At 71.6% G+C, this 25,222-nt stretch carries 33 protein-coding genes; 23 read left to right on the top strand and 10 right to left on the bottom strand.

What is annotated here, in order from left to right; genetic code table 11:
• Positions 1–594 (bottom strand): TetR/AcrR family transcriptional regulator, encoded by a 594-nt coding sequence (locus ACLJPY_RS10755; RefSeq protein ID WP_410587874.1) that lies wholly within the window; start codon positions 592–594, stop codon positions 1–3.
• 83 nt (positions 595–677) lie between these two features.
• On the opposite strand from ACLJPY_RS10755, the gene ACLJPY_RS10760 reads away from it, so the two are divergent.
• From ACLJPY_RS10760 to ACLJPY_RS10770, 3 genes are all read left to right on the top strand, one after another.
• Positions 678–1,112, top strand: coding sequence for a nuclear transport factor 2 family protein (locus ACLJPY_RS10760; RefSeq protein WP_410587875.1), 435 nt, complete (start codon positions 678–680; stop codon positions 1,110–1,112).
• Entirely contained in the window at positions 1,105–1,923 is an 819-nt protein-coding gene (locus ACLJPY_RS10765) for an NAD(P)H-binding protein (RefSeq protein WP_410587876.1), read from the top strand. The genes ACLJPY_RS10760 and ACLJPY_RS10765 overlap by 8 nt, the downstream gene beginning before the upstream one ends.
• A 112-nt stretch (positions 1,924–2,035) precedes the next feature.
• Entirely contained in the window at positions 2,036–3,109 is a 1,074-nt protein-coding gene (locus ACLJPY_RS10770; protein WP_410588281.1) for an alpha/beta hydrolase family protein, read from the top strand.
• Here ACLJPY_RS10770 and ACLJPY_RS10775 read toward each other — a convergent pair.
• Genes ACLJPY_RS10775 through ACLJPY_RS10785 form a run of 3 tightly spaced genes read right to left on the bottom strand, consistent with a single transcriptional unit; the run spans position 3,106 to position 4,982 of the window.
• Positions 3,106–3,720 carry a LysE family translocator gene (locus tag ACLJPY_RS10775; protein ID WP_410587877.1) on the bottom strand — a complete coding sequence of 205 codons (615 nt, stop codon included), beginning with the start codon at positions 3,718–3,720 and terminating at the stop codon, positions 3,106–3,108. The two genes, ACLJPY_RS10770 and ACLJPY_RS10775, sit on opposite strands and share 4 nt — an antisense overlap.
• Before the next feature lie 9 nt (positions 3,721–3,729).
• Positions 3,730–4,356, bottom strand: coding sequence for a LysE family translocator (locus ACLJPY_RS10780; RefSeq protein WP_410587878.1), 627 nt, complete (start codon positions 4,354–4,356; stop codon positions 3,730–3,732).
• Complete coding sequence (locus ACLJPY_RS10785) at positions 4,356–4,982, bottom strand: LysE family translocator (RefSeq protein ID WP_410587879.1); 627 nt, start codon at positions 4,980–4,982, stop codon at positions 4,356–4,358. Before ACLJPY_RS10785 ends, ACLJPY_RS10780 begins: the two co-directional genes overlap by 1 nt.
• 100 nt (positions 4,983–5,082) lie before the next feature.
• Between ACLJPY_RS10785 and ACLJPY_RS10790 the strand changes: the two genes are divergently transcribed.
• The 3 genes from ACLJPY_RS10790 (at position 5,083) to ACLJPY_RS10800 (ending at position 8,269) form a co-directional block, all read left to right on the top strand.
• Positions 5,083–5,589, top strand: a complete 507-nt coding sequence (locus ACLJPY_RS10790) for a PH domain-containing protein (protein ID WP_410587880.1) — start codon at positions 5,083–5,085, stop codon at positions 5,587–5,589.
• Between the two features lie 63 nt (positions 5,590–5,652).
• Positions 5,653–6,168 (top strand): hypothetical protein, encoded by a 516-nt coding sequence (locus tag ACLJPY_RS10795; RefSeq protein ID WP_410587881.1) that lies wholly within the window; start codon positions 5,653–5,655, stop codon positions 6,166–6,168.
• A gap of 85 nt (positions 6,169–6,253) precedes the next feature.
• On the top strand, positions 6,254–8,269 hold the full coding sequence (locus ACLJPY_RS10800) for a protein meaA (protein WP_410587882.1): 2,016 nt from the start codon (positions 6,254–6,256) through the stop codon (positions 8,267–8,269).
• Here the strand turns inward: ACLJPY_RS10800 and ACLJPY_RS10805 are convergent.
• Positions 8,262–8,804 carry a cysteine hydrolase family protein gene (locus tag ACLJPY_RS10805; RefSeq protein ID WP_410587883.1) on the bottom strand — a complete coding sequence of 181 codons (543 nt, stop codon included), beginning with the start codon at positions 8,802–8,804 and terminating at the stop codon, positions 8,262–8,264. The two genes, ACLJPY_RS10800 and ACLJPY_RS10805, sit on opposite strands and share 8 nt — an antisense overlap.
• Before the next feature lie 71 nt (positions 8,805–8,875).
• Between ACLJPY_RS10805 and ACLJPY_RS10810 the strand changes: the two genes are divergently transcribed.
• From ACLJPY_RS10810 to ACLJPY_RS10825, 4 genes are all read left to right on the top strand, one after another.
• The gene (locus tag ACLJPY_RS10810) at positions 8,876–9,856 is read left to right on the top strand and encodes a GlxA family transcriptional regulator (RefSeq protein WP_410587884.1); all 981 of its coding nucleotides are present in this window, start codon (positions 8,876–8,878) and stop codon (positions 9,854–9,856) included.
• Positions 9,835–10,602: an enoyl-CoA hydratase-related protein gene (locus ACLJPY_RS10815; RefSeq protein ID WP_410587885.1), complete on the top strand. Its 768-nt coding sequence runs from the start codon at positions 9,835–9,837 to the stop codon at positions 10,600–10,602. The genes ACLJPY_RS10810 and ACLJPY_RS10815 overlap by 22 nt, the downstream gene beginning before the upstream one ends.
• A 70-nt stretch (positions 10,603–10,672) precedes the next feature.
• Positions 10,673–11,173: a TetR/AcrR family transcriptional regulator gene (locus tag ACLJPY_RS10820; protein WP_410587886.1), complete on the top strand. Its 501-nt coding sequence runs from the start codon at positions 10,673–10,675 to the stop codon at positions 11,171–11,173.
• Positions 11,170–11,631, top strand: a complete 462-nt coding sequence (locus ACLJPY_RS10825) for a DUF2867 domain-containing protein (protein ID WP_410587887.1) — start codon at positions 11,170–11,172, stop codon at positions 11,629–11,631. The genes ACLJPY_RS10820 and ACLJPY_RS10825 overlap by 4 nt, the downstream gene beginning before the upstream one ends.
• On the opposite strand, the gene ACLJPY_RS10830 is transcribed toward ACLJPY_RS10825, so the two are convergent.
• Positions 11,606–12,148 carry an NUDIX domain-containing protein gene (locus tag ACLJPY_RS10830; RefSeq protein WP_410587888.1) on the bottom strand — a complete coding sequence of 181 codons (543 nt, stop codon included), beginning with the start codon at positions 12,146–12,148 and terminating at the stop codon, positions 11,606–11,608. The two genes, ACLJPY_RS10825 and ACLJPY_RS10830, sit on opposite strands and share 26 nt — an antisense overlap.
• 37 nt (positions 12,149–12,185) lie before the next feature.
• Between ACLJPY_RS10830 and nucS the strand changes: the two genes are divergently transcribed.
• The 11 genes from nucS (at position 12,186) to ACLJPY_RS10885 (ending at position 21,930) form a co-directional block, all read left to right on the top strand.
• Complete coding sequence (gene nucS / locus ACLJPY_RS10835; RefSeq protein ID WP_378188718.1) at positions 12,186–12,845, top strand: endonuclease NucS; 660 nt, start codon at positions 12,186–12,188, stop codon at positions 12,843–12,845.
• Position 12,846: 1 nt separating this feature from the next.
• Positions 12,847–13,062 carry a DUF1653 domain-containing protein gene (locus ACLJPY_RS10840; protein ID WP_410587889.1) on the top strand — a complete coding sequence of 72 codons (216 nt, stop codon included), beginning with the start codon at positions 12,847–12,849 and terminating at the stop codon, positions 13,060–13,062.
• 381 nt (positions 13,063–13,443) lie between these two features.
• Positions 13,444–14,220, top strand: a complete 777-nt coding sequence (locus ACLJPY_RS10845) for a hypothetical protein (protein ID WP_410587890.1) — start codon at positions 13,444–13,446, stop codon at positions 14,218–14,220.
• A 195-nt stretch (positions 14,221–14,415) separates the two neighbouring features.
• Positions 14,416–16,113, top strand: coding sequence for a sodium:solute symporter family protein (locus ACLJPY_RS10850; protein ID WP_410587891.1), 1,698 nt, complete (start codon positions 14,416–14,418; stop codon positions 16,111–16,113).
• 9 nt (positions 16,114–16,122) lie between these two features.
• On the top strand, positions 16,123–16,413 hold the full coding sequence (locus tag ACLJPY_RS10855; RefSeq protein WP_410587892.1) for a hypothetical protein: 291 nt from the start codon (positions 16,123–16,125) through the stop codon (positions 16,411–16,413).
• A gap of 47 nt (positions 16,414–16,460) precedes the next feature.
• Positions 16,461–17,453, top strand: a complete 993-nt coding sequence (locus ACLJPY_RS10860) for a DUF3558 domain-containing protein (RefSeq protein WP_410587893.1) — start codon at positions 16,461–16,463, stop codon at positions 17,451–17,453.
• 66 nt (positions 17,454–17,519) lie between these two features.
• Entirely contained in the window at positions 17,520–18,521 is a 1,002-nt protein-coding gene (dhaK, locus tag ACLJPY_RS10865; protein WP_410587894.1) for a dihydroxyacetone kinase subunit DhaK, read from the top strand.
• The gene (gene dhaL / locus ACLJPY_RS10870; protein ID WP_410587895.1) at positions 18,521–19,150 is read left to right on the top strand and encodes a dihydroxyacetone kinase subunit DhaL; all 630 of its coding nucleotides are present in this window, start codon (positions 18,521–18,523) and stop codon (positions 19,148–19,150) included. The genes dhaK and dhaL overlap by 1 nt, the downstream gene beginning before the upstream one ends.
• Complete coding sequence (dhaM, locus tag ACLJPY_RS10875; protein ID WP_410587896.1) at positions 19,147–19,818, top strand: dihydroxyacetone kinase phosphoryl donor subunit DhaM; 672 nt, start codon at positions 19,147–19,149, stop codon at positions 19,816–19,818. Before dhaL ends, dhaM begins: the two co-directional genes overlap by 4 nt.
• Positions 19,819–19,938: 120 nt before the next feature.
• On the top strand, positions 19,939–21,708 hold the full coding sequence (locus ACLJPY_RS10880; protein ID WP_410587897.1) for a 3-hydroxyacyl-CoA dehydrogenase family protein: 1,770 nt from the start codon (positions 19,939–19,941) through the stop codon (positions 21,706–21,708).
• Positions 21,709–21,780: 72 nt separating this feature from the next.
• Positions 21,781–21,930: a hypothetical protein gene (locus ACLJPY_RS10885; protein ID WP_410587898.1), complete on the top strand. Its 150-nt coding sequence runs from the start codon at positions 21,781–21,783 to the stop codon at positions 21,928–21,930.
• Positions 21,931–21,973: 43 nt separating this feature from the next.
• Here the strand turns inward: ACLJPY_RS10885 and tsaA are convergent, their stop codons facing one another.
• Genes tsaA through ACLJPY_RS10900 form a run of 3 tightly spaced genes read right to left on the bottom strand, consistent with a single transcriptional unit; the run spans position 21,974 to position 23,645 of the window.
• A complete protein-coding gene (tsaA, locus tag ACLJPY_RS10890) occupies positions 21,974–22,369 on the bottom strand; it encodes a tRNA (N6-threonylcarbamoyladenosine(37)-N6)-methyltransferase TrmO (RefSeq protein ID WP_410588283.1) in 396 nt (131 codons plus the stop codon).
• A gap of 11 nt (positions 22,370–22,380) precedes the next feature.
• Entirely contained in the window at positions 22,381–22,809 is a 429-nt protein-coding gene (locus ACLJPY_RS10895) for a nucleoside deaminase (RefSeq protein ID WP_410587899.1), read from the bottom strand.
• Positions 22,806–23,645 carry an LLM class flavin-dependent oxidoreductase gene (locus ACLJPY_RS10900; RefSeq protein WP_410587900.1) on the bottom strand — a complete coding sequence of 280 codons (840 nt, stop codon included), beginning with the start codon at positions 23,643–23,645 and terminating at the stop codon, positions 22,806–22,808. Before ACLJPY_RS10900 ends, ACLJPY_RS10895 begins: the two co-directional genes overlap by 4 nt.
• Before the next feature lie 93 nt (positions 23,646–23,738).
• Between ACLJPY_RS10900 and ACLJPY_RS10905 the strand changes: the two genes are divergently transcribed.
• Positions 23,739–24,203: an Lrp/AsnC family transcriptional regulator gene (locus ACLJPY_RS10905; protein ID WP_410587901.1), complete on the top strand. Its 465-nt coding sequence runs from the start codon at positions 23,739–23,741 to the stop codon at positions 24,201–24,203.
• The gene (locus ACLJPY_RS10910) at positions 24,187–24,711 is read left to right on the top strand and encodes an adenylate kinase (protein WP_410587902.1); all 525 of its coding nucleotides are present in this window, start codon (positions 24,187–24,189) and stop codon (positions 24,709–24,711) included. The genes ACLJPY_RS10905 and ACLJPY_RS10910 overlap by 17 nt, the downstream gene beginning before the upstream one ends.
• Positions 24,712–24,713: 2 nt before the next feature.
• Here the strand turns inward: ACLJPY_RS10910 and ACLJPY_RS10915 are convergent, their stop codons facing one another.
• A complete protein-coding gene (locus ACLJPY_RS10915) occupies positions 24,714–25,190 on the bottom strand; it encodes an Lrp/AsnC family transcriptional regulator (RefSeq protein ID WP_086840754.1) in 477 nt (158 codons plus the stop codon).
• Positions 25,191–25,222 lie beyond the last annotated feature (32 nt).

Genomic DNA, 25,222 nt, shown 5'->3' on the forward strand with positions numbered 1-25,222 from the left:
TCACGCGCCCTGCGCGCCCAGTGCGCGCAGGGCGTACTCGACCAGCCGGTCGACGTAGTCCGGCTCGGCGGGGGCCTGCCGGACGACCAGGCGCCAGTAGATCGGTGCGGCCAGCACGTCCAGCGCCATCTCCAGGTCGAGGTCCCCGGGCAGCTCGCCGCGCGCGACGGCCCGGCGCAGCATCGCTTCGCCGACCTCGCGCCGCGATCTGCCGATCTGCTCGCGCACGGTGCGGTTGCGCTCCGGGTTCCGCACGTCCTCCGCGACGAGGTCCGGCAGGATCCGCGAGAACAGCGGGTGCGTCAGCCAGTCGATCAGGGCCTGCATGGTTTCGCGGAGGTCGCCGCGCAGTGATCCGGTGTCGACCACGGCCGCGCGGGTGACGCTGAACTCCGTGATGACCGCGGCGATCATTTCGTCCTTCGACCGCCAGCGCCGGTACAGCGCGCTCTTGCCGACGCCGGCGCGTTTCGCCACGGCTTCCATCGACAGCCGGCCGTAACCCTGTCCGGCCAGTTCCTGCAGGACGGCGTCGGTGATCGCCTGCGTGACCTCGGGCTGGAGGACCGCGGCGCCGGTCGGGGTGCGTGCCATGGACGGCAGTCTAGCGGGTGGACGGGACGGTCCCGTCCCGTCTATGGTGGCTTACGTCGGGACGGTACCGTCTCGTCCGAACGTTGAAGGAGGCTGCGATGCACGACTTCGTCGAGCACGCGCTCGAGCTGCTGCTGAAGCACGACATGGCCGGGTTCGCCGGGCTCTGGGCCGAGGACGGCGTCCTCGAGTTCCCGTTCGCCGGCCCCGGTTACCCGAAGCGCGTCGACGGGCGCGAGGCGATCCGCGAATACCTGCGCGACTACCCGAACGTGCTGGACATCCGCGAAGTCACGGCGAAGACCGTGCACGAGACCACTGACCCGGCCGTGGTCGTCGTCGAGCTCACCGTCGCCGGCGTGGTGGTGGCGACGCAGAAGCCGTACGAGCTGTCCTACATCGCCGTGATCACCGTCGAGAACGGGCAGATCCGCCACTACCGCGACTACTGGAGCCCGCTCGCCGCGGCGGAGGTCCTCGGCGGTGGCGAAGCGCTGACGGCGGCGTTCGGTGGCTGACGTCCTCGTGCTCGGCGGCACCGGCACGACCGGGCGCCGGGTCGTCACCGGCCTGCGCGACGCGGGGTTCACCGCCCGGGCGGCCACGCGCAAGGCGGCCGAAGCCGGCGAGGTCCGGTTCGACTGGACCGATCGCGCGACGCACGCCGAAGCCGTTCGCGGTGTTTCGGCGGTGTACCTGCTGGCCCCGATCGGCGAGGCCGAGCCCGCGCCCTTGGTCGAGCCGTTCCTGGCCGACGCGCTGACCGCGGGCGTCCGGCGGGTCGTCCTGCTCAGCTCGTCGGCCGTCACGCCGGACACGCCCGGCCTGGGCGACCTGCAGCGGCTGGTGCGCGCGGCACCGGAGTGGGCCGTGCTGAAGCCGTCCTGGTTCATGCAGAACTTCACCGGCGAGCACCTGGTCGCCCAGGGTGTGCGGGACGGCGAGATCGTCACGGCCACCGGAGACGGCCGCGTCGCGTTCGTCGACGCCGGCGACATCGCCGCGGTCGCCGTCCGCGCGCTGACCGACTCGGTGCCGCACAACACCGAGCACGTCCTGACTGGACCGGCCGCCTTGAGCTACGCCGAAGCGGCCGCGATCGTGGCCGCGCACCTCGGCCGTCCGGTGCGGCACCGCACGGTCGGCACCGCCGAGTTCGCCGCCCGGCTGGCGGCCTCGGGCCTGCCCGCCGGGTTCGCCGGGGTGCTCGCCGCCCTCGACGAGGACATCCGGCGGGGCACCGAAGACCGCGTCACCCCGGCCGTCGAGCAGGTCACCGGGCGGCCGGCCCGGTCGTTCGAAACCTTCGTCCGAGAGGAAATCCGGTGAAGCAGCTGCTGTTCGGCGAAGACCCGCAGTTCTGGTTCGAGACGCTGCGCCTGTTCGGCCACACGGCCTACGGCGGCGCGGAGTTCGGCGAGGTCCTCGCGGCGCCTTGACCGTGACGCCCGGGGACTACGACAGCTGGCACGACGCCTACCGCGCACTGGCCGACCGGCTGTACGCCGAAGCGGCCGACGCCGGCCCGGTCACCGCACGCGACCTGCTGCTGCGGGCGTCGACGTACTACTTCTCGGCGGAGTTCTTCCTGCACGGCGACCCGGCGGACCCGCGCATCGCGGCGGCGTACGACCGCAGCGTCGAGTGCTTCCGGCGCGCGGAGGTGGCCGAACCGGTCGAAATCCCTTACGAGGGAACGGTTCTGCACGGCTACTTCTACCGCGCACCGGGCGAAGGCCCGAAGCCGCTGCTCGTCATGCACAACGGTTTCGACGGCAGCGCCGAGGAACTGCACCACCTGGGCGCGGCCGCCGGCGCGGCCCACGGCTACCACGTGCTGACGTTCGACGGCCCCGGCCAGCCGAGCGCGATCCGGCGGGACGGGCTCGTCTTCCGCCCGGACTGGGAGCACGTCGTCACGCCGGTGGTGGACTTCGCGCTGGGGATCCCCGGGGTCGATCCGGCCCGCATCGCGCTGCTCGGCGTGAGCCTCGGCGGCGTGCTGGCCCCGCGCGCGGCGGCGTTCGAGCCCCGCTTGGCGGCGGTGGTCGCGGTGGACGGCGTGTACGACGCCGGAGCCGCGGTGACGTCGATGCTGCCGTGGCCGCGCGAAGAGATCGTGCGCCGGGCCCGGGCGGAGCACGACGAGGAGTTCGACGCGCTCCTCGCGGAAGGCCGCGAGAAGAGCCCGACGCTGCGGTGGGCGTGCGACCACGGCCGGTACGTCCTGGGCGCGGCGAGCGACCGCGAGTTCATCGCGAAGTACCTCGAGTACACGCTCGAAGGCGGTGTGGCGGAGAAGATCACGTGCCCGGTGCTGGTCTGTGAAGCGGCGGACGACCTGTTCTTCGGCGGTACGCAGGAGACCGAACCGCGGCGGCTGTACGCGCACTTGACCGCGCCGAAGACGCTGCTGACGTTCACGGCGGAGGAGGGCGCCGACGCGCACTGCCACGTCGGCGCCCAGCGGCTCACGGCGGGCCGGATCTACGACTGGCTGGACCGGACGCTTTAGCTTTCGAGGGCCAGCGCCGCCCCGAAGCCGACGAGGGCGGTGCCGGTGACGCCGTCGAGGGTGCGGCGGACCCGGCGCCGTTCCAGCCAGCCCCGGATCCGGTGCACCCCGGCGACGATGACGAGCTGCCAGAGCGTCGCCAGCACCCCGACGGTCACGGCGAGCAGCAACGACTCGGCGATCGTGGAGTCCGGGGTCAGGAACTGCGGCAGCATCGAGAGGTAGAAGACGAGGACCTTCGGGTTGGTGAGGTTGCCGAGGAACCCTTCCCGCCAGCGCCGTCCGCTGTGGGGCCGGGTGTCGGCGAGGGCGGGGTAATCCCCGCGCCAGGCGGCGACCAGCGCCTTGACGCCGAGGTAGGCGAGGTAAGCCGCCCCGGCCCACTTGAGGGTGACGAAGACGGGCTCGGCGCGCACGATCACGGCGCCGAGCCCGAGCGCGGCGGCGAGGCCTTGGACGAGGTTGCCGGACCCGATGCCCAGCGCGGTGAGGACACCGCCCCGCCGGCCACCGGCGAGGGAGTTCTTGAGCACGAGGGCGGTGTCCGGCCCCGGCACGATCAGCACGAGCACGACGAAAAGCACGTACGCGCCATAAGTTCCCCAGGTCATGGCTCCAGGCTAGGCCTCCAGCGCGAGCGCTGCGCCGAATCCCACCAACGCGGTGCCCGCGACGCCGTCCATCGCCCGCCGGACCTTCCGCCGCTGCAGCCAGCCCCGGACCCGGTGCACGAACAACAGGAGCAGCACCTGCCACACCACGCCCAGCGCCGCCACCGTGTACGCCAGCAGCAGCGCGTCGGCCTGGTCCGTCACGCCCGGGGTCAGGAACTGCGGCAGCACCGACAGGTACAGCACGATCACCTTGGGGTTGGTGATGTTGGAAAGGAACCCTTCGCGGAACCGTCGTCCACGGGAAGCGCGGGCCTTCCGGACGTCGTCGAGGGCCTCGTAGTCGCCGCGCCAGGCACCGCGGAGGGCCTGGACGCCGAGGAACACCAGGTAGGCCGCGCCGAGCCACTTCACCGTCTCGAAGAGCGGGCGGTAGCGGGTGATCACCGCGCCCAGCCCGAGCGCCGCCGCCGTGCCCTGCAGGAAGTTCGCCACGGTGATCCCGGCGCACGCCCAGCCGCTGCCGCGCGCGCCGCCGGTCAGGGCGTTCTTCAGCACGACCATCGTGTCCGGGCCCGGCATCACCGCCAGGAAGGCCATCATCCCGGCGAACCCGGCGTAGGTGCTCCAGGTCATCAGGACTCCAGCGCCAGCGCGGCGCCGAAGCCGAGCAGCGCGGTCCCGGTGACGCCGTCGAGGGCCCGGCGCACCCGGCGGCGCTCCAGCCACACCCGCACGCGGTGCACGAACGCCAGCAGCACCAGCAGCCACACCACGCCGAGCACGGCGACGGTGTAGGCCAGCGCCAGCGCGTCGGCCGTCGTCGTGCGCACCGGGTCGAGGAACTGCGGCAGCACGGACAGGTACAGCACGAGCACCTTCGGGTTGGTGATGTTGGAGAGGAACCCTTCGCGGAACCGCCGGAAGCCGCCGCCCCGGCGCCGCTGGACCGCTTCGACGACGTGGTAGTTGCCGCGGAACGCGCCGCGCAGCGCCTGCACGCCGAGGAAGACGAGGTAGGCCGCGCCGGCCCACTTGAGCGCGAGGAACACCGGTTGCGACCGGGCGACGAGGACGCCGAGCCCGAGCGCCGCGGCGCTGCCCTGCACGGCGTTGCCGGCGAAGATGCCGAGCGACGCGAGCAGCCCGCCCCGGAACCCGCCGGACAGCGCGTTCTTGAGCATGACCATCGTGTCGGGCCCCGGCGCGAGGACGATCAAGACCACGATGACCAGGTAACTCCCGTACGAACTCCACGTCACGGCTGCACGCTAACCGACGGGCCCGCGCCCGGTCTCGCGGATTTCGGTCACGTCGTCGCGGGGCTCGGCGGGAGGGAGTCCGGCGGAGTAGTGTTCGGCCATGTCAGCAGGGGAAATCGAGCTTTCGCCCGGTGAGCGCGTGCTCTGGGCGGGGGAACCGGTCCAGCGCCCGCTCTACGTCGCCGCGGACGGGGTGATCGCCCCGGCCGGGTTCGTGCTCGCCGCGGCCGCGCTCTGGTTCCTGCTCGCGAAGCAGCCGAGCGGCGCCACGATGGCCGTGGCGGTGGTCGCGCTGGTGCTCGGCCTCTACGGCGCGATCGGCCGCTCGGTGGTCCGGTACCTCGCCTTCGGCCGCACGACCTACGCCGTGACGGACAGCCGGGTGATCGCGCGGTCGGGCCTGTTCCGGCAGAAGGAACGCGCTAGCGAGCTGGCCGGGTTGCCGTCGCCGTCGCTCAAGCCGGGTCCGTCCCGCACCGGGACCATCGCCTTCGGGCCGGGCACCGTGACGCTGGTGGGCATCGGCGAACCCAAGCGCGTCCGCGACCTGCTGACCAAGGCCATCGACGAGGCGACGGCCCGCCAGGTGCCGCCGCCTGCCGCCTGAACGGAGGCAACCCGCACGGCCGGCGGAGCGTCAGCCCGGTGAACGACACCGGGGGAGGCCGCCGTGGGTGAACCGAGCATCGTCCTGGAGCCGGGTGAGCGGCTGCTGTGGTCGGGACGGCCGCTGCGGATCGCCCTGACGGGCCTCGAGTGGTACCGCGTCGCCTTCGGCGCGGTGCTGGTGGTGGTCGTGTTCGCCGCGCACGGGATGCCGTTCGCCAACGGCCCGGTGCCGCTCTTCGACGTGGCTTTCGTCCTGTGCGGGCTCGCGGTCACCTGGGTGCCGGTGGGCAGGCGGGTGTGGGTGACGCGCCGTGCGGTGTACGCGGTGACCGACGAGCGGATCGTCGTGGCCGACCGCGGCACCGGCCGCACTCGCGCGTCGGAGTACCGGAGCGCGTTGGCGCCGCCGGTCGTCCGGATCGGCCGGGACGGCACCGCCACGCTCAGCTTCACGCGTCGGGACGCCCCCGGCGCCGCGCTCGGTGTTCCCATGCGGAGACGGCGCCCCGCGATCCGGCTGTTCGCCGTCCCGGCGGTCGAGGAGCTCCGCGAGCTGACCGAGCCGGGCCCGCGCTGACGTCACCCGGACGTGGCGGATTCCACTGCCACCGTAAGTTACCGGCCGGTACACTCGACGAAACGTCCACCGCCGGAGGTGCCCAGTGCCGTACCCAACGGACCGCGAGCGAGACCGACCGTGGGTGATGCGGACCTACGCGGGACATTCCTCCGCGGCCGCGTCGAACGAGCTCTACCGGCGCAACCTCGCGAAGGGGCAGACCGGCCTCTCGGTGGCGTTCGACTTGCCCACCCAGACCGGCTACGACCCCGACCACCAGCTCTCGCGCGGTGAGGTCGGCAAGGTCGGCGTGCCGGTGTCGCACATCGGCGACATGCGGCGGCTCTTCGACGGCATCCCGCTCGCCGAAGCGAACACGTCGATGACCATCAACGCGCCCGCCATGTGGCTGTTGGCGCTGTACGTCTCCGTGGCGCGCGAGCAGGCCGAAGCCGAGGGCCGGGACGTCGACGAAGTCCTCGCGAAGCTCACCGGCACCACGCAGAACGACATCATCAAGGAGTACCTGTCCCGCGGGACCTACATCTTCCCGCCGGGGCCGAGCCTGCGGCTGATCACCGACGTGATCGCGTGGACCGTGCACCACGTGCCGAAGTGGAACCCGATCAACATCTGCAGCTACCACCTGCAGGAAGCCGGGGCGACCCCGACGCAGGAGGTCGCGTACGCGCTGTGCACCGCGATCGCCGTGCTCGACGCCGTCCGCGACTCGGGGCAGGTCGACGCGGCCGACATGGCCAAGGTCGTCGCGCGGATCTCCTTCTTCGTCAACGCCGGCGTCCGGTTCGTCGAGGAGATGGCCAAGATGCGCGCGTTCACCGCGCTCTGGGACGAACTCACGCGGGACCGTTACGGCGTAACGGATCCCAAGGCCCGCCGGCTGCGCTACGGCGTGCAGGTCAACTCGCTCGGGCTCACCGAAGCCCAGCCGGAGAACAACGTCCAGCGGATCGTGCTGGAGATGCTCGCGGTGTCGCTCTCCCGCGGCGCCCGCGCCCGCGCGATCCAGCTGCCCGCGTGGAACGAGGCCCTCGGCCTGCCGCGGCCGTGGGACCAGCAGTGGGCGCTGCGGATGCAGCAGGTGCTCGCGTTCGAGACCGACCTGCTGGAGTACGAGGACATCTTCGACGGCTCGCACGTCATCCAGGCGAAGGTCGACGAGATCATGGCCGGCGCCCGCGAGGAGATCGCCCGGGTGCAGGACCTCGGCGGCGCGGTCGCCGCGGTCGAGAGCGGCTACATGAAGTCGCAGCTGGTCACCTCGCTGGCCGAGTACCGCCGCGAGATGGAGAACGGCGAGCGGATCCTGGTCGGGGTCAACAAGTTCGAGACGACCGAGCCGTCGCCGCTGCAGGCCGAGGGCGCGAAGGCGATCGAGACGATCGACCCCGCCGTCGAGAAGGCCGCCGTCACGGCCGTCGAGGAGTGGCGCACCCAGCGTGACAACGACGCCGTCGAGCGGTCGCTGGCCACGCTGAAGGAACGTGCGCAGACCACGGAGAACCTGTTCGAGGCCACTGTGGACTGCGCGCGGGCCGGCGTCACCACCGGCGAGTGGGCCGGCGCGCTGCGCGAGGTGTTCGGCGAATACCGGGCGCCCACCGGGGTTTCCGCCGCGGCGAGCGGTGGCGGCGACCCGGAGATCGAGCGCGTCCGCGCGCGGGTCCGGGAAACCGAGGCGGAGCTGGGCGAGCGGCTGCGGATCCTGGTCGGCAAGCCCGGCCTCGACGGGCACTCCAACGGCGCCGAGCAGGTCGCCGTCCGGGCGCGCGACGTCGGCTTCGAGGTGGTCTACCAGGGCATCCGGCTGACCCCCGAGCAGATCGTCGCGGCCGCGGTGCAGGAAGGCGTGCACGTCGTGGGGCTCTCCGTGCTCTCCGGCTCGCACCTCGAGGTGGTCCCGCACGTCGTCGACGGCCTGCGGGCCGCGGGGGCGGCCGACGTGCCGGTGATCGTCGGCGGGATCATCCCGCCGGACGACGCCGCGCTGCTGGCCGAACGCGGCATCGCCCGGGTGTTCACGCCCAAGGACTACGAGCTCACCGGGATCATGGACGGCATCGTCGGCCTGATCCGCGAGCGGCACGGCCTCAGCTGAGCCCGCCCAGGATGTCCTTTGTGGACTTCACGGTGGCGAACTGGTTGGCCAGGTTCGCCGCCGTGACGCGGTACAGCTCGTCCGCGGTCACCTCCGGGAGGTCGAACGTGAACGTGGCGTCGAGGGCGAAAGTCACGTCGTAGCCGAGGTTCCCGCCCATCCGGGCGGTGGTTTCGCAGCAGAAGTTCGTCTGGATGCCCGCCACGACGATGCTGCCGATGCCGCGCTTGCGCAGCCACGCGTCGAGATCGACGTCGCCGAGGAACGCCGAGTTGACCTTCTTGCCGAAGACGAGGTCCGGCCGGGCGCCGTCGAGTTCGGGCTTGAAGTCGTTGCCCGGCTGACCCGGCCGCAGCGGCGAGTCCGGCTTGGCCGAGTCGTGGTGCACGAGCACCACCGGGAGCCGCCGCTCCTGCCACGCGTCGAGCAACGCCTTCATGTTCGCTTCGGCGCCGGGGTTGTTGCGCGGGCCCCAGAACTCCGGGTCGTCGAACCCGCGCTGGACGTCGATCAGGATGAGTGCCGTTTCGGTCATGCCGTCGAGTTTCGCGGGCTTCCGACGTCCAGGGGAGTGGCAGAAGACGCGCGATGCGGTACTTTTCTGCCATGCGCACCATCGGCGTCCTCCTGCTGCCGGGCACCCGGGTGTTCGACCTCGCGGTGATCGGCGAGGTCTGGGCCCAGGATCGCTCCGGCAGCGGGATCGGCCCGTTCACCGTGCGGCTGTGCAGCCCCGGCCGCGTCCGCACGGCCGTGTCGCCCTTCGGCGACGTCGCGGCCACGCACGGGCTCGCCGGGCTCGACGGCTGCGACCTCGTGCTGGCGCCGGGCCGCGACGACCCGCTCGCGCCGGTACCCGCGGCGGCGGTCACGGGACTGCGGCGGGCGCACCGGGCCGGGGCGACCGTCGCCGGGCTGTGCTCCGGCGCGTTCACCCTGGCCGCCGCCGGCCTGCTCGACGACCGCCCGGCGACCACGCACTGGCGCGATCTCGACGCCCTCGCCCGCGTCGCGCCGCGGGCGGACCTGCAGCGTGACGTGCTCTACACCGACGACGGCGGCGTCCTGACGTCCGCCGGGGTCGTCGGTGGCCTCGACCTCTGCCTGTACCTGGTCCGGCGCGACCACGGCGCCGACGTCGCCGCCGCGCTCGCCCGCCGGCTGGTGATGCCCCCGGCGCGCGAAGGCGGGCAGCGCCAGTACGTCGACCACCCGCTGCCGCCGTCGGCGGCCCAGCCCGGCATGGCGTCCACAATGGACTGGGCGCTGGCGCGGCTGGCGGACGGCATCGGCGTCGAGGACCTGGTCGGGCACGCCCGGATGAGCGAGCGGACGTTCCACCGCGAGTTCGCCGCGGCCACCGGCGTGACACCGGGACGCTGGCTGCGCGTCCAGCGCGTCCGGTACGCGCAGCGCCTGCTGGAGACGACGTCGCTGCCGGTCGAGCGGGTCGCCGAGCGGTCCGGGCTGGGCACGGCGGCCAACCTGCGACGGCGGATGCGCGCCGAAGTCGGCGTCGGCCCCGACAGCTACCGGCGCACCTTCCGGGCGGCTACCGTCGGGGCATGTACCAGCACCTCCTCGTGAAGCGGGACGGCGACACCGTCACGATCACCATGAACCGCGCGGCGCGGCGCAACTCGCTGTCCGCGGAGCACCTGGCCGAGCTGCTCGCCGCGTTCCGCGAGGCGGGCACGACCGACGCGACCGGCGTCGTGCTGGCCGGCGACGGCCCGGTGTTCTCGGCCGGGCACGACTTCGCCGACGTCGCCGCGCGTGACCTCATGGGCGTGCGCGAGCTGCTGACGCTGTGCACGGCCCTGATGAAGACCATGCAGTCGATCCCGCAGGTGGTCATCGCGCGGGTGCACGGCCTGGCCACCGCGGCGGGCTGCCAGCTGGTGGCCTCGTGCGACCTGGCCGTGGCCGCCGAGTCGGCCGGCTTCGCCCTGCCGGGCGGCAAGGGCGGCTGGTTCTGCCACACGCCGGCGGTCCCGGTGGCGCGTTCCATCGGCCGCAAGCGGCTGATGGAGCTGGCGCTGACCGGCGACGTCATCGACGCGGCGACGGCGCTCGACTGGGGCCTGGTCAACCGGGTCGTCCCCGACGAGCAGCTCGACGACGCCGTCGCGGAGCTGCTGGCCCGGGCGACGCGCGGCAGCCGGGCGAGCAAGGCGATGGGCAAGGCGACGCTCTACGCCCAGCTCGACCGGCCCGAGGCCGACGCGTACGCGATCGCCCTGGAGGTCATGGCGGCGGCGTCCCAGCTGCCCGGCGCCCGCGAAGGCATGGCGGCGTTCCTGGAGAAGCGCAAACCGTCCTGGCCCGACTGACGTCCCCGGCTCCGGCCGGGGGTTTCGTCGTGGCCGCGGACCGTACAATACGGTATGGTATGGTACGGCCATGGTGAGCAGGCGGGATTGGCTGGACGCGGGACTGGTGCTCCTGGCCGAGCAAGGTGCGCCGGCGGTGACGATCGAGCGGCTGACCGAGCGGCTCGGCCTGTCGAAGGGCTCCTTCTACCACCACTTCAAGGGCACGGGCGGGTTCCGCACGGCCCTGCTGGCGCACTTCGAGACCGAGCGCACGACCCGGTTCGTGGAGCAGGCCGAGGCGGTGCCGGACGACAGGCTCGGCGCGCTGCTGAAGCTCGTCCTCGCGCCGGGGCCGGGCCTCGGGCTGGAGATCGCCGTGCGGGCCTGGGCCCTGCAGGACGCCGAGGCGCGGGCGGTCCAGGAGCGCGTCGACCGGACCCGGGTGGCCTACCTGACCGAGATCAGCGGCGACGCCGGCCTGGCGCAGGCGCTGTACCTGATCGTCGTCGGCGCCGGGCAGGTCGTGCCGCCGCTGTCCGGGCGGCAGCTCGAGGACGCGTTGGAACTGGTACTGGGGAGAGCGAAATGACCGAACCGTTCGCCGAGGGCGCGGACTACGTCGAGTTCGAGGAGATCGAGAGCGAGAACAGCCTGCGCGAGTTCGTCGCGGGCGTGTTCGGCTGGTCGCCGGCCTGGGTGAAGGCCCTCTTCGGCGTCCGGTACCTGCTCGCGAAGGCGCTGCGGCTGGAGACCGCGTCCGTGCCGCGATCCGGCCGGCTGCGGCCCGAGGACGTCGGGTTCGCGCCCGGCGACCGGGTCGCGTTCTTCACCGTCCGGGCGGGTGATCCGGAGCGGTACCTGGTGGCGGGCGTGGACGACAGTCACCTGACCGGGTACCTGACGGCCGAGGCGGTACCCGGCGGCTTCCGGCTCGGCACGATCGTGCACTTCCACAACCGCGTCGGTCCGGCCTACTTCGCGCTGATCAAGCCGTTCCACCACCTGGTGATCCGCGGGATGCTCAAGGCCGGCGCTCGAAGAGCATGAGCTGGGCCCACGCGGCGACCGACTGCGCGTCGGTGATCTCACCGGCGAGGATCATCTTCTCGACGTCCGCGCGCGCGAACCACGCGCTGCGCATGTCCTGCTCCTCGTGTTCGCGCTCCGGCTCGCCTTCGGTGATGTCCGTGGCGAGGAACACCCAGCCGCGCTGGCTGCTCATCCCGGCGGCGACGTCGAGCGTGCCGAGCGGGACCATCGAGCCGGCCCGCAACCCGGTCTCCTCGCGCAGCTCCCGCACGGCCAGCTCGGCCGGCGGCACGTCCGCCAGGTCCGGCGCGGTGCCCTGCGGGAACTCCCAGCGCCGCTCGCCCAGCGGGTACCGGAACTGCTCGACCAGCCGGAACCGGTCGCCGTCCTGGGCGATGACCAGTGCGTACGACGGCTTGTCGATCACGCCGTAGATGCCCGCCGAGCCGTCGGGGCGGCGGATTTCGTCCTCCCGCACCGTCATCCAGTTGTTCCGGTACACCTCGCGGGACGCGACACGCTGAATGGGGTCCACGCGCCCAGTATCACCGACCCTGTCCTACCCTCCTCGGGTGCGTCTCGTGATCGCGCGGTGCCAGGTCGACTACGCCGGCCGGCTGACCGCCCACCTGCCGATGGCCACCCGCCTGCTGCTCGTCAAGTCCGACGGCTCGGTGTCGGTGCACTCCGACGACCGTGCGTACAAGCCGCTGAACTGGATGAGCCCGCCGTGCTGGCTGATCGAGGACGGCAAGCTCTGGATCGTCGAGAACAAGCAGGGCGAGAAGCTGGTGATCTCGATCGACGAGGTCTTCCACGACTACTCCCAGGCCCTGGGCGCGGAACCGGGCCTGCAGAAGGACGGCGTCGAGGCGCACCTGCAGGAACTGCTGGCCGAGCACATCAAGACCCTCGGCGACGGCTACACGCTGGTCCGCCGCGAATTCCCGACGGCGATCGGCCCGGTCGACATCATGGCCCGCGACGCCGACGGCCGTTCGGTGGCGGTGGAGATCAAGCGCCGCGGCGAAATCGACGGCGTCGAGCAGCTCACGCGCTACCTGGAGCTGCTCAACCGCGACCCGCTCCTGGCGCCGGTGCAGGGCGTCTTCGCGGCCCAGATCATCAAGCCCCAGGCCCGCACGCTGGCCGAGGACCGCGGCATCCGGTGCCTGACGCTCGACTACGACGAGCTCCGCGGCATCGAGTCCGACGAGTTCCGGCTGTTCTGACGTGTCCGGCGTGGAGCCCGGCCGGTACGTCCACTACAAGGGCGGCGAGTACGAGGTGCTCGGCGTCGCCCGGCACAGCGAGACCGAAGAGGAGCTCGTGGTGTACCGGGCGCTCTACGGCGAGCGCGGGCTGTGGGTGCGCCCGGCGCCGATGTTCGCCGAGCCGGTCGAGACGCCGGCCGGCCGCGTGCCGCGGTTCCGGCGGGTGGCGGACTGAGCCGGGGTCGTTGAAAAATCGATCTCGGCTGCCCGAACGGGCGGATCTCGGGGCCGATACCGAATCGATGCGGAAATCGAAGTATCTGATTCCTTGATTGTGACTCCGCCAGGAAATCGTCAACCCGATAGGCGGGTGCGCGGTGATCGGATACTTTTCCGCGCGATTCCTGCGCTGTTCGGGTGAGTTCGGGATCTCATTCGCGGTCGCCGTGCGACACTCGATTCGAGGGGTTCCGCCGGTGCGTCCGGCGTGGCCGGAGGGTGGTGCGCTCGGCCGTCCCAGTGCGTCGTGCCAACGTTTCAGTCCGCCTTCGAGCTCGTGGTGTGCATGCCATCCGGCCGGCGTGTGCGCATTTTCGCCTGCACGGAGGAGGAAGTCATGCGTTATCGTCCACTCGGTTCCGATCCGGCCGACCCGCGCCTTGGCCGGTTCATTCCGGACGACTGGCGGCACGTGGAAAGGTATCCGCTCGGCGCGCTGGCCGAGGAAGACCGGCCCACCCGCTCGCCGGTCGTGATCGGCGTCAACTGGTACTCGGCGTTCGACACCCCGGAACAGGACGGCACCTCCGGCGAGTTCTTCATCGCGAAGGCCGGGGTCGCGCAGCTCGGCAAGATCCGCGGCGGCCACTGCGTCTGCCTCGAACCGGGCGGCACCCCGGACACCGACGCCTACTACGCGTTCTACGACCAGGGCCACGAAGGCGCCTGCGTCGGCTTCGGCTGGTCGCGGTGCATGTCGCTCTTCAACGGCAGCGAGTACGCGGCCCGCTGGCTCTGGGACGCGGCGAAGCTGCGCGACGAGTGGCCCGAGACCAACCCCGGCGACGAGAACGGCACGTCGGTCCGGGCTGCGGCCGAGGTCCTCAAGGAGAGCGGGCACGTCCTGTGGGAAGACTCGTACGCGAACGACGACTGGCAGGCGCGCGAGAAGTACACCCCCGAGGCCAAGCAGGGCATCAAGGTGTTCCGCTGGGCGAAGTCGGTCGACGACGTCCACGCGGTGCTCGCCAACCCGCGCGCCGACGCGCTCGGCGCCGTGCCGATCCTCAACTCGTGGGGCCCGGCCTTCCCGCACCGGACCTACCTGCCCGACGCGGTGCTCGCCAAGCTGATCGACGAGGAAGGCGAGATCGCGGTACCCACCGACAGGTGACCCCCAGCCGCTCCCGCGGCGCGTGACGAAGGCGCGTTTCCCCTGGTGAAAGCCGGGGAGACGCGCCTTCCGACCATTGTGGACGCGTCAGCGTGCCGACCCTGAATCCATGCAGTACTGTCCCGATCCGACAGGTTGCTGGTGATTCCTGTCGGATCTTGTCCTGCTTGAGAAGAACTGCCGGAGGTGGGTCGGGTGCTCGTCCTAGCCGATGCGAACCTGCGACTCGACGCGAGCGCGATCGACTACATCGAATTGGCGTTCTACTTCGTGCTCGTGCTGGGCATCGGGTACCTGGCGCGGCGGCAGGTGTCGAGCAGCCTCGACTTCTTCCTGTCCGGTCGCTCGCTGCCGGCCTGGGTCACGGGTCTCGCCTTCATCTCCGCGAACCTCGGCGCGGTCGAGGTGATGGGCATGTCGGCCAACGGCGCCCAGTACGGCCTGCCGACCGTGCACTACTTCTGGATCGGCGCCATCCCGGCGATGCTGTTCCTCGGCATCGTGATGATGCCCTTCTACTACGGCTCGAAGGTCCGCAGCGTCCCCGAGTTCATGCGGCGGCGCTTCGGCAAGCCGGCCCACCTGGTCAACGGCATCAGCTTCGCCGCCGCGCAGATCCTGATCGCAGGCGCGAACCTCTTCCTGCTGGCCAGCGTGGTGAACCTGCTGCTGGGCTGGCCGCTGTGGGTGTCGATCATCGTCGCCGCCGCGATCGTGCTCTCCTACACCGCCCTCGGCGGCCTTTCCGCCGCGATCTACAACGAGGTGCTGCAGTTCTTCGTCATCGTCATCGCGCTGGTGCCGCTGACGATCATCGGCCTGGTCAAGGTCGGCGGCTGGCAAGGCCTGGTCGACAAGGTGACCAACAGCCCCGGCGGCACCGCGCAGCTGCACTCGTGGCCCGGTGACAACCTGACCGGCTTCGGCAACAGCCTGCTTTCGGTGCTGGGCATCGTCTTCGGCCTCGGGTTCGTGCTCTCCTTCGGCTACTGGACGACGAACTTCGTCGAGGTCCAGCGGGCGATGGCGTCGAAGAGCATGTCGGCCGCGCGGCGCACGCCGATCATCGGCGCGTTCCCGAAGATGTTCGTCCCGTTCATCGTGATCATCCCCGGCATGATCGCCGCGGTCAGCGTGTCCGAGTACGTCAAGGACAAGCAGGTGCTGCTCGACGGCGGCAAGGCCGCAAGCGGCGTCACGTTCAACAACGCGCTCCTGCTGCTGATGCGCGACCTGCTGCCGAACGGCATGCTCGGCATCGCCATCGCCGGTCTGCTGGCCTCCTTCATGGCCGGCATGGCGGCGAACCTGAGCTCGTTCAACACCGTCTTCACGTACGACATCTGGCAGACGTACGTGAAGAAGGACAAGCCGGACCACTACTACCTGAACCTGGGCCGCGTGGTGACCTCGGCGGGCACGATCCTCGCGATCGGCACCGCGTTCATCGCGTCGAACTCCGGCAACATCCTGAACTACCTGCAGGACCTGTTCTCCTTCTTCAACGCGCCGCTGTTCGCGACGTTCATCCTGGGCATGTTCTGGAAGCGGATGACCCCGCACGCCGGCTGGAGCGGCCTGGTGCTCGGTACCGCCTCGGCGATCACGATCTGGGGCCTGTCGCAGGCCGGGTACATCGGCCTGAAGGGCCAGGGCACCAGCTTCGTCGCTGCCGGTGTCGCCTTCGTGGTCGACATCGTGGTGAGCGTCGTGGTCTCGCTCGTCACCAAGCCGAAGCCGGACGAGGAGCTCGTGGGCCTGGTCTACTCGCTCACGCCCAAGGAGACCCGTCAGCACGACTCGACCGGCGAGAACGCGGGCTGGTACCGCAAGCCGGGCCTGCTCGCCGGCATCGTGCTCATCCTGACCATCGCCCTCAACGCCATCTTCTAGGAGGACGGCATGGCTACCGAGTCGCAGCCGCGCGCACACAAGGCAGGCGCCTTCGACATCCGGCTGATCATCGCCCTGCTGATCGGCGTCTACGGCGTCATCCTCACCGTCATGGGCCTCTGGTTCACCTCGGACGAGGAGCTCAAGAAGGCGGCCGACGTCAACATCAACCTGTGGGCCGGGATCGGCATGCTGGTGGTCGCCGCGCTGTTCGTCACCTGGGCCCTGGTCCGGCCGCTCGTCGTGCCGGCCGAGCCGGAGACCGAGACGGGCGACACACCGGCCGTCGCGGGCGAATAACCGGGTTGTCCGGACAGCGGCGCGAACGTGCCGCTACCGTGCTCCGCGTGTTCCCAGACGTTCGGCACCGCCGGCTTCCGAAGCTGTTCCTGCTGGTCACCGCGCTCGCGCTGCCGCTGACGGCGTGCGGGCCGGACCTCGGCAAGTCCAACTTCGCCCGGACGACGGTGCCCGCGGCGGCCGCCACCGGCCCGGCGGCCGACGGCCCGATCACCGACGCCGCCGTCGCGGCCGGCGTGCTCCGCACGATCCAGCCGTGCCAGTTCCTGACCAAGGACGCCCTCGGCGGCCTGGGCCTGGGCACGGTCGAGAACGACCCGTCGCCGTCGTCGATCGCCTTCGACACCTGCCGCAACAAGGTGAAGGACCCGGGCGGCAAGGAGATCCGGCTCGAACTCGAGGTCGGCAGCACCGTGGTGCCGCGCGCCGACAAGACGGCCGGCGTCGTCGGCGGGCTGCCGCTGCGCGTCAACAAGACCGGCGACACCGACTGCACCGTCGCGGCGATGACGGCGCTGAACCCGGACCTGGCGCTCGCGGTGTCGGCCACCTACGTGAGCGACCCCTGCCGGGCCGGGCAGGCCCTGCTCGAGGCCGTCGTCCAGAAGGTCCACAACTCGCCGGAGAAGTACTCGACGCCGGCCGGGACCGTGCTGACCGCCGACCCGTGCGCGATGGCCGACGCCGCGGTGGTGACCACGGCCGTGCCGGCGGCCAAACCGGCACCCTCGGGCCTGCACTCGTGCGAGTGGCGGGACCGCGGCCCGACGGTGACGGTCGGGTTCCTCCCGGGCCTGCCCCCGCTCGTCGGCGACGGTTACTCCAAGGTGGACCTCGGCACCGGCGTCACCGGCTTCCAGAAGCCGCAGACCGGGAGTTCGGCCCGGTGCAAGGTCCAGTGGCAGCACCGGCCGTGGCAGGGCGACGACGTCGAACTGGCCCAGGTGGACTACCAGGGCTACGACGACAACGACCCCGATCCGTGCGGCAAGGCGGTGACCGTCGCGAAGAACGTGGTCACCAAGCTCCCCAAACCCTGATCTGGCGGCGGGCCGCGCGGAGAGGTAGGAAGGGGACACCCACCCGCCGATGTGCCGGAGGCTGCCGTGAAGAAGATCATCAACGATCCGGCGAACGTGGTCGCCGAGTCGCTGCGGGGCCTCGCCGCCGCGCACGCCGACGTCCTGCGCGTCCGGTACGACCCGGACGTCGTGGTCAGAGCCGACGCACCGGTCGCGGGCAAGGTCGCCGTCATCTCCGGCGGCGGTTCCGGGCACGAGCCGCTGCACGGCGGGTTCGTCGGCCCCGGCATGCTCGCCGCCGCGGTGCCCGGTGCGGTGTTCACCTCGCCGACGCCGGACGCGGTGCAGGCCGCGGTCACCGCCACCACCGGCGACGCGGGTGCGCTGCTGATCGTGAAGAACTACACCGGCGACGTGCTGAACTTCGAGACGGCCGCCGAGCTGGCCGCCGCCGAGGGCCTCGAGGTGCGCAGCGTCGTGATCGACGACGACGTCGCGGTCAAGGACTCGACGTACACCGCGGGCCGCCGCGGGGTCGGCGGCACGGTGCTGCTGGAGAAAATCACCGGCGCCGCCGCCGAGCGCGGCGACTCGCTCGACGCCGTGACCGCGCTGGCGCAGAAGGTGATCGGCCAGGTCCGGTCGATCGGCGTCGCGCTCACCGCGCCGACCGTGCCGCACGCCGGCACCCCGAGCTTCGACCTCGACGAGGACGAGATCGAGTTCGGCATCGGCATCCACGGCGAGCCCGGCCGCGAGCGGATCCCGGCCGAGCCGGCCGACGCGCTGGTGGCGCGGATGGTCGAGGCGGTGGTCTCGGACCTGCCGTTCGCTTCCGGCGACCGCGTGCTGCTGTTCACCAACTCGATGGGCGGCACCCCGCTCGTCGAGCTCTACCTCGCCCACGGCATCGCCGAGCGGCTGCTGGCCGAGCGTGGGATCGTGGTCGAACGCCGGCTGGTCGGCCCGTACATCACCAGCCTCGAGATGCAGGGGATGAGTCTGACGTTGCTCAAACTGGACGACGAGCTGACCGAGCTGTGGGACGCCCCGGTCAACACCGCGGCCCTGCGGTGGGGGCTCTGATGGCCTGCACGGCCGAGGGGGTCGCGGCGGCCGTCCGCGCCGCCGCGGCGGTGGTCGCCGAGCACCGGGCGGAGCTGATCGACCTCGACCGCGCGATCGGCGACGGCGACCACGGCGAGAACCTCAACCGCGGCTTCGCGGCCGTCGTCGCGGCGCTCGATTCCGCGGTGCCGGACACCCCGGGCGGGGTGCTGAAGCTCGTGGCGACGACGTTGATCTCCAAGGTCGGCGGGGCCGCGGGGCCGTTGTACGGCACGGCTTTCCTGCGGGCGTCGGCCAAACTCGGCGCCGTGGAAACCCTAGACGTCCCGGCGTTGCTGGACGCGCTGCGCGCCGGCCTCGAAGGCGTCCAGGCCCGCGGCAAGGCCGTGGGCGGCGACGCGACCATGGTCGACGCCCTGATCCCCGCGGTGGCGGCCGCGGAGAAGGCGGCAGGCGACGGCGGCGACCTCGCCGCGGTGCTCACGGCGGCGGCCGACGCGGCCGACACCGGCGCCGAGTCCACAGTGGACCTCGTGCCGCGCAAGGGCCGGGCGTCCTACCTCGGCGAGCGCGCGGTCGGGCACCTGGATCCCGGCGCCCGGTCGTCGGCGCTGCTGCTGCGGGCGTTCGCGGAGGCGGCCCGGTGAGCGTCGGAATCGTGCTCGTTTCGCACAGCGCCAAGCTCGCCGAAGGCCTGGCCGAGCTGGCCGCCCAGATGGCGCCGGACGTCACCATCGTGCCGGCCGGCGGCCTCTCCGACGGCTCGATCGGCACGGACTACGACGAGGTCGTCGCCGCCACCCAGCGCGCCGACCACGGCGACGGCGTCGTGCTGCTCTACGACCTGGGCAGCGCGCAGATGACGGCCGACCTCGCCGTCGAGTCCCTGGCCGACCCCTCGGCCGCGGTCGTCGTGGACGGCCCGCTGGTCGAGGGCGCGATCGCGGCGGCCGTGGCCGCGCAGGCGGGGCAGGATCGCAAGGCGGTGGCGGAAGCCGCCGCGGCGGCCGGCATGCCCGAGGACCTGGCGCCTACCGAAGCCACTGGCGACGCCACCGAGGTCGAGCTGGAACTGCGCAACGACGTCGGCCTGCACGCACGGCCGGCCGCGGTGCTGGTGCGGGCGCTCAGCGCGTTCGACGCCGAAGTGACCGTGCGGCTCGGCGACCGGGAGGCCGACGCGCACAGCGTGCTGGCCCTCATGTCGCTCGGTGCCCGCCAGGGTGACCGGATCCGCGTGCGGGCGCGCGGGCCGCAGGCGTCCGCCGCGCTGGAGAGCGTGAAAGAGCTGGTGGACGGCAATTTCGGCGAGTGAAGCCGACGTCGCCGACCGAGTGACTTGAGCGGTACTTACTCGATTCCGTCTGGGCTTCGGGCCGTCCCGCGTGGCACTATCGAGGCCAATTACCAGCGAGTAACATCTCTGGAGGCCTCGATGGCGCGGGACATCTCGACGGTCGGAGTGGTCGGCCTGGGCACCATGGGGGCCGGCATCGCCGAAGTGCTCGCGCGCAGCGGGCTCGACGTCGTCACGGTCGAACTCGACGAAGCCGGCGTCGCCCGCGGCCGCGGCCACCTCGAGCACTCCACCGAACGGGCGCTCTCCGGCGGCAAGCTCGACGCGGCCGGCCGGGAGGCGCTGCTCGGCCGGATCAGCTACCGCACGTCGTTGTCGGATCTGTCCGAAGTGGACTTGGTGGTCGAGGCCATCCCGGAGAGCCTGGAGCTGAAGGCGGACGTCTTCGCCGAGCTGGACAAGATCACCCGGCCCGACGTGGTCTTCGCGTCCAACACGTCGTCGCTGTCGATCACCGAGATCGGCGTGCACACCGCGCGTCCCGGCAAGGTCGTCGGCATGCACTTCTTCAACCCGGCGCCGGTGCAGAAGCTCGTCGAGATCGTGAAGACGGTGGTGACCGAGCCGGAGGTGGTCGCCGAAGCCGTCGAGTTCGCCGAGCGCCTGGGCAAGGTCCCGGTGGTGATCGGCGACCGGGCGGGGTTCATCGCCAACGCGCTGCTGTTCGGCTACCTCAACCACGCGGTGCGCATGTACGAGCAGCGGTACGCCACGCGCGAGGACCTCGACGCCGCGATGCGCTTCGGCTGCGGCTACCCGATGGGCCCGCTCGCGCTGCTCGACCTGATCGGGCTGGACACCGCGAACGAAATCCTCGACACGATGTACCACCAGTCCCGCAACCGCCTGCACGCGCCGGCGCCGCTGCTCAAGCAGATGATCACGGCGGGCCTGCTCGGCCGCAAGACCGGCCGCGGCTTCTACACCTACGACGCCCCGGATTCGCCCACCGTGGTCGCAGACGCGACGGCAGTGTCCACTGTGGACCCGGTGGCGCCGCGACCGGTGGCGAAGGTCGGCGTGGTCGGCACGGGGACCATGGCCACCGGCATCGCGGAGGTGTTCGCCAAGCGCGGCCTCGACGTCGTGCTGCGCGCGCGGAGCCTGGAGAAGGCGCAGGCGTCGGTGGCGCGCGTGAAGAAGTCGCTCGACAAGGCGGTGGTCAAGGGCAAACTGTCCGAAGAGGACGCGGCGGCGGCGTTGGCGCGCATCACCCCCGTCACCGACTTCGAGGCACTGGCCGACGTCGACCTGGTCGTCGAGGCGGTGGCCGAGGAACTGCCGGTGAAGCAGGCGGTGTTCGCGGCCCTGGACGAGGTGGTCCGCCCGGGCGCGGTCCTCGCGACGACGACATCCTCGCTGCCGGTGATCGAGTGCGCGGCCTCGACGTCCCGCCCGGCCGACGTGATCGGCCTGCACTTCTTCAACCCGGCCCCGGTGATGAAGCTGGTCGAGGTGGTATCGACGATCGCAACGGCGCCGGACGTGGTGGCCACGGCGAGCGCGGTCTGCGCGGCGGTGGGCAAGCACGCGGTCCACTGCGGCGACCGCGCGGGGTTCATCGTCAACGCGTTGCTGTTCCCGTACCTCAACGACGCGGTGAAGATGCTGGAGGCCCACTACGCGGCCGCGGACGACATCGACACGGCGATGAAGGTGGGCTGCGGCCTGCCGATGGGCCCGTTCGAACTGCTGGACGTGGTGGGCTTGGACGTGTCGTTGGCGATCCAGCGGACGTTGTACAACGAGTTCCGCGAGGAAGGTTTCGCCCCGGCGCCGCTGCTGGAGCACCTCGTGACCGCCGGGCGGCTGGGCCGGAAGACCGGAAAGGGCTTCAAGGACTACTGATCAGTGGCGCCGTCCGGGCGCCCGCTTCCGAGTGCGCCCCGGGAGAGCACGGTTCCCGCCGCGTTGTAGACGGTGACCGCCGTTCCCGTGGTGATGTCGGAGTACCCGCCGGAGCCGCCGCATGAGCTGTCGCCGTACCCGCTGCTGAACAACGTGAACGTGCCGCGGAGGTCGAACGTCTCCCCGGAACTGCCGCCCGGCGCGCTCGGCGAGCCCGAGTGAGCAAGTGCCAGACATTCGTCTTGGGGCGCACCGGGGGCGGGGGTCAGCGGTCGGCCACCTCGCCGAGGACCGGCTTCACGTCCAGGACCGGCGTGCCGTCGATCGCTTCCAGGCCCGTGACGGTGAGCGTGCCGTTCTCGGCCGCCGTCACCGTGACCGTGTGGAGGCCGATCGGGTTCGGGCGGTCCGGTGCGCGCGTCGAGAACACGCCCTGCAGCGGCCGGGCCGGGTCGCTGCGGGGGTGGACCGCCTGGACTTCGCGGTCCGCTTCGTGCAGCCACGTCAGGAGGACCAGGCGGTCGCCCGGGTGGAGGTCCGCCGCCGCGGTGTGGAACTGCGGTTCGAACACCACGCGGGCCGGTGGTGCGCCCTCGTCGCCCTGTTTCGGGGCCGTCGAGCGGTCCGTCAACGGCGACTCGATGCGCGCCACCGGGTGCACCTCGTAACTCGTCACCGGTAATAGCCCTCGACCGGCACGCGGGCCTCGTCGAACAGCGCCGGGCCGTCCAGCTTCGGGCCTTCCCACGTGAGCGGCGGGCGCAGCGTGAGGAACTGTTCCGTCGACAGCGCGTAGACGACGCGCCCGAGCCTCGACCGCTCGATCGCACCGGTGCACATCCCGCACGGCTGCGTGCTGGTGAACATCGTCGTGGCCGCCGCGGTTTCCGGGTCCAGGTGCTGGGCCGCCCAGCGGGCCAGCTTCAGCTCCGGGTGGGCCGTGATGTCGTCGTCGGTCAGCGACGTGTTGCGGTCCTCGGCCAGGATGTTGCCGTCCGCGTCGGCCAGCAGCGAGCCGAACGGCGGGTTGCCGTGTTCCTCGCGCGCTTCGCGGGCGAGCTCGATCGCCCGCCGCAGCAGGGTTTCTTCGGTGTTCTTCACCGGTTCTCCTTCCAGGACGCGGCCACCGCCGCGAGGTCTCGCCACGCCACCTCCGGGCGCAGCGTTTCGGCCGGGTCCGCGTCGAACGGGTCGAGGACGACCGTCTCCGCCCCCAGCGCCCGCAACTGCCCCAGGTCGTCGAGCACCTGCTCGAGCGTCCCTTCGCCGGCCCGCCGGCCGGGCCCGGTGACCGGCGCCGCGGTCACCCGCAACACGATCCGCGGCGCGAAGGCGGGCACCGGCCGGTCGCCCGCCAGTTCTTCCAGCCGCGCCAGCGTTTCCCGGAACCGGGCCATCGTCAGCCGCAGCGGGTGCCACGCGTCGCCGAGCTCCACCGCCCGGCGCAGCCCGGCGTCGCTGTGCCCGCCCAGCCACAGCGGGATCGGGCCCGCGCGGTAGTCGTCCCGCTCGGCCCACGCGGCGCGGATCGCCCGCAGGTGCTCGGTGGTGAGCCGGCCGCGCTGCTCGAACGGCACCCCCAGCGCGTCGAACTCCTGCTTCGCCCAGCCGATCCCGGCGCCGAGCACGAACCGGCCGCCGCTGAGCGCGTCGAGGTTCGCCGCCATCCGCGCCACGAGCAGCGGATGCCGGTACGGCACCACCAGCACCGTGGTGCCCAGCCGCACCCGCTGCGTGATCCCCGCCAGCCACGACAACGTCGTGAACGGCTCGTAGAACGGCGCCGGGTACTGCCCGGCGACGTCCGGCGTGACGGCGACGTGGTCGGACACCATCAGCAGGTCGTAGCCGAGGCCTTCCACGGTCTGCGCCCAGGCGCGCAGGACACCCGGGTCCGTGCCGGGCCCGAAGTTGGGGACGTTCACGCCGATCTCCACGGCAAAAGGCTATCGGCGTCCGGTTCGCGTCCGGAAGGGAACGATCACGGCGTTCGGGCCATCCGGCCGTGGATCCCACGGTATCTTCAGCAGATGACCGAGAGTCTCGATCCGACGGACTGGGCCATCCTGACCGAGTTGCAGCTCGACGCCCGGCTGCCGCTCACCGAGCTCGGCCGCCGCGTGAACCTCAGCGCGTCCGCGGCGACCGAACGCCTGCGGCGGCTCGAGGCCGCCGGCGTGATCACCGGTTACTGCGCGCAGATCGACCTCGGCAAGGTCGGCTACCCGGTGCTCGCCGTGGTCCGGCTCAAGTACCCGGGCAGCAGGCACGAGCCGCTGCACAAGCTGCTCGCCGAACGCGCCGAGATCCTCGAATGCCTGCGCACGACCGGCGACGACTGCTACACCCTGAAGGTCGCCGCGGCCTCCATGGCCCACCTCGAGCGCACGGTGGACGAGCTCTGCCAGTTCGGCAGCACGACCACCAACCTCGTCTACAGCCAGACCCTGCCCTACCGCGGACCGCGGGAGCCCGCCCGTGACCTCGACGCCTGACCGCATCGTCGTCTACGGCGTGACCGGCTCGGGCAAGTCGACGCTCGCCGCGCGGATCGCCGAGCGCACCGGCCTGCCCTACCGCTCCGCGGACGACATCGGCTGGCAGCCGGGCTGGGTCGGCACCCCCGACGAGGAACAGCGCCGCCGGATCGCCGAGGTGTGCGCGCAGGAGCGCTGGGTCCTCGACGCCGTCTACAGCAAGTGGCAGGACATCGTCCTGCCGCGCACCCAGCTGGTGGTGGGCCTCGACTACCCGCGCTGGCTTTCGCTGGGCCGCTTGGTGCGCCGGACGTTCGTGCGGGCGGTGACGCGACGGCGGATCTGCAACGGCAACGTCGAGTCCTTCCGGCAGGTGTTCTCCGCGGACTCGATCATCCGCTGGCACTTCACGTCGTTCGCGAACAAGCGGGCCCGCATCCGGGCGTGGGCGGCCGAGTCGCCCGGCCCGGCCGTCGTCCGGTTGACGTCCCCGCGCGAGACGCGCCGCTGGCTCGAGACGCTCTGAGCTCACGCCCCCGGCGGCAGCAGCGGGCCGCCGCTCCAGTGCTGGAACACCAGGTTCGTGTGGACGCGGGCGACTTCGTCCCGGGCGGTCAGCTCGTCGAGGACCAGCCGCTGCAGTTCGCCGGCCGAGCTGGTCGCGACGTGCGCGAGGAAGTCGTCCGGCCCGGTCAGGTGGTAAACCGCGCGCACCTCCGGCAGGGAGAGCAGGTGCTCGATGAACGGGTCCACCAGCGGCCGCCGGTGCGGGCGGACCTGGACGAACAGGAACGCCTCCAGCGGCCGCCCGAGCTTCGCCGCGTCGACCGACGCGTGCTGGCCGGTGATCACTCCGGTGTCGCGCAGCCGCGCGACGCGGTCCAGGCACGTCGACGGCGCGATGCCCACCGCGGCGGCCAGGTCCTTGTTGGTGATCCGGGCGTCGTTCTGCAACAGGCGCAGGATCTCGAGATCAACCGGACTCAGTTCGACGGAAGCGGACATCACCGAATGATATCCGAGACTGTTGCCCCGAG

Source organism: Amycolatopsis sp. lyj-23 (assembly GCF_046549135.1).
Classification (GTDB): Bacteria; Actinomycetota; Actinomycetes; order Mycobacteriales; family Pseudonocardiaceae; genus Amycolatopsis.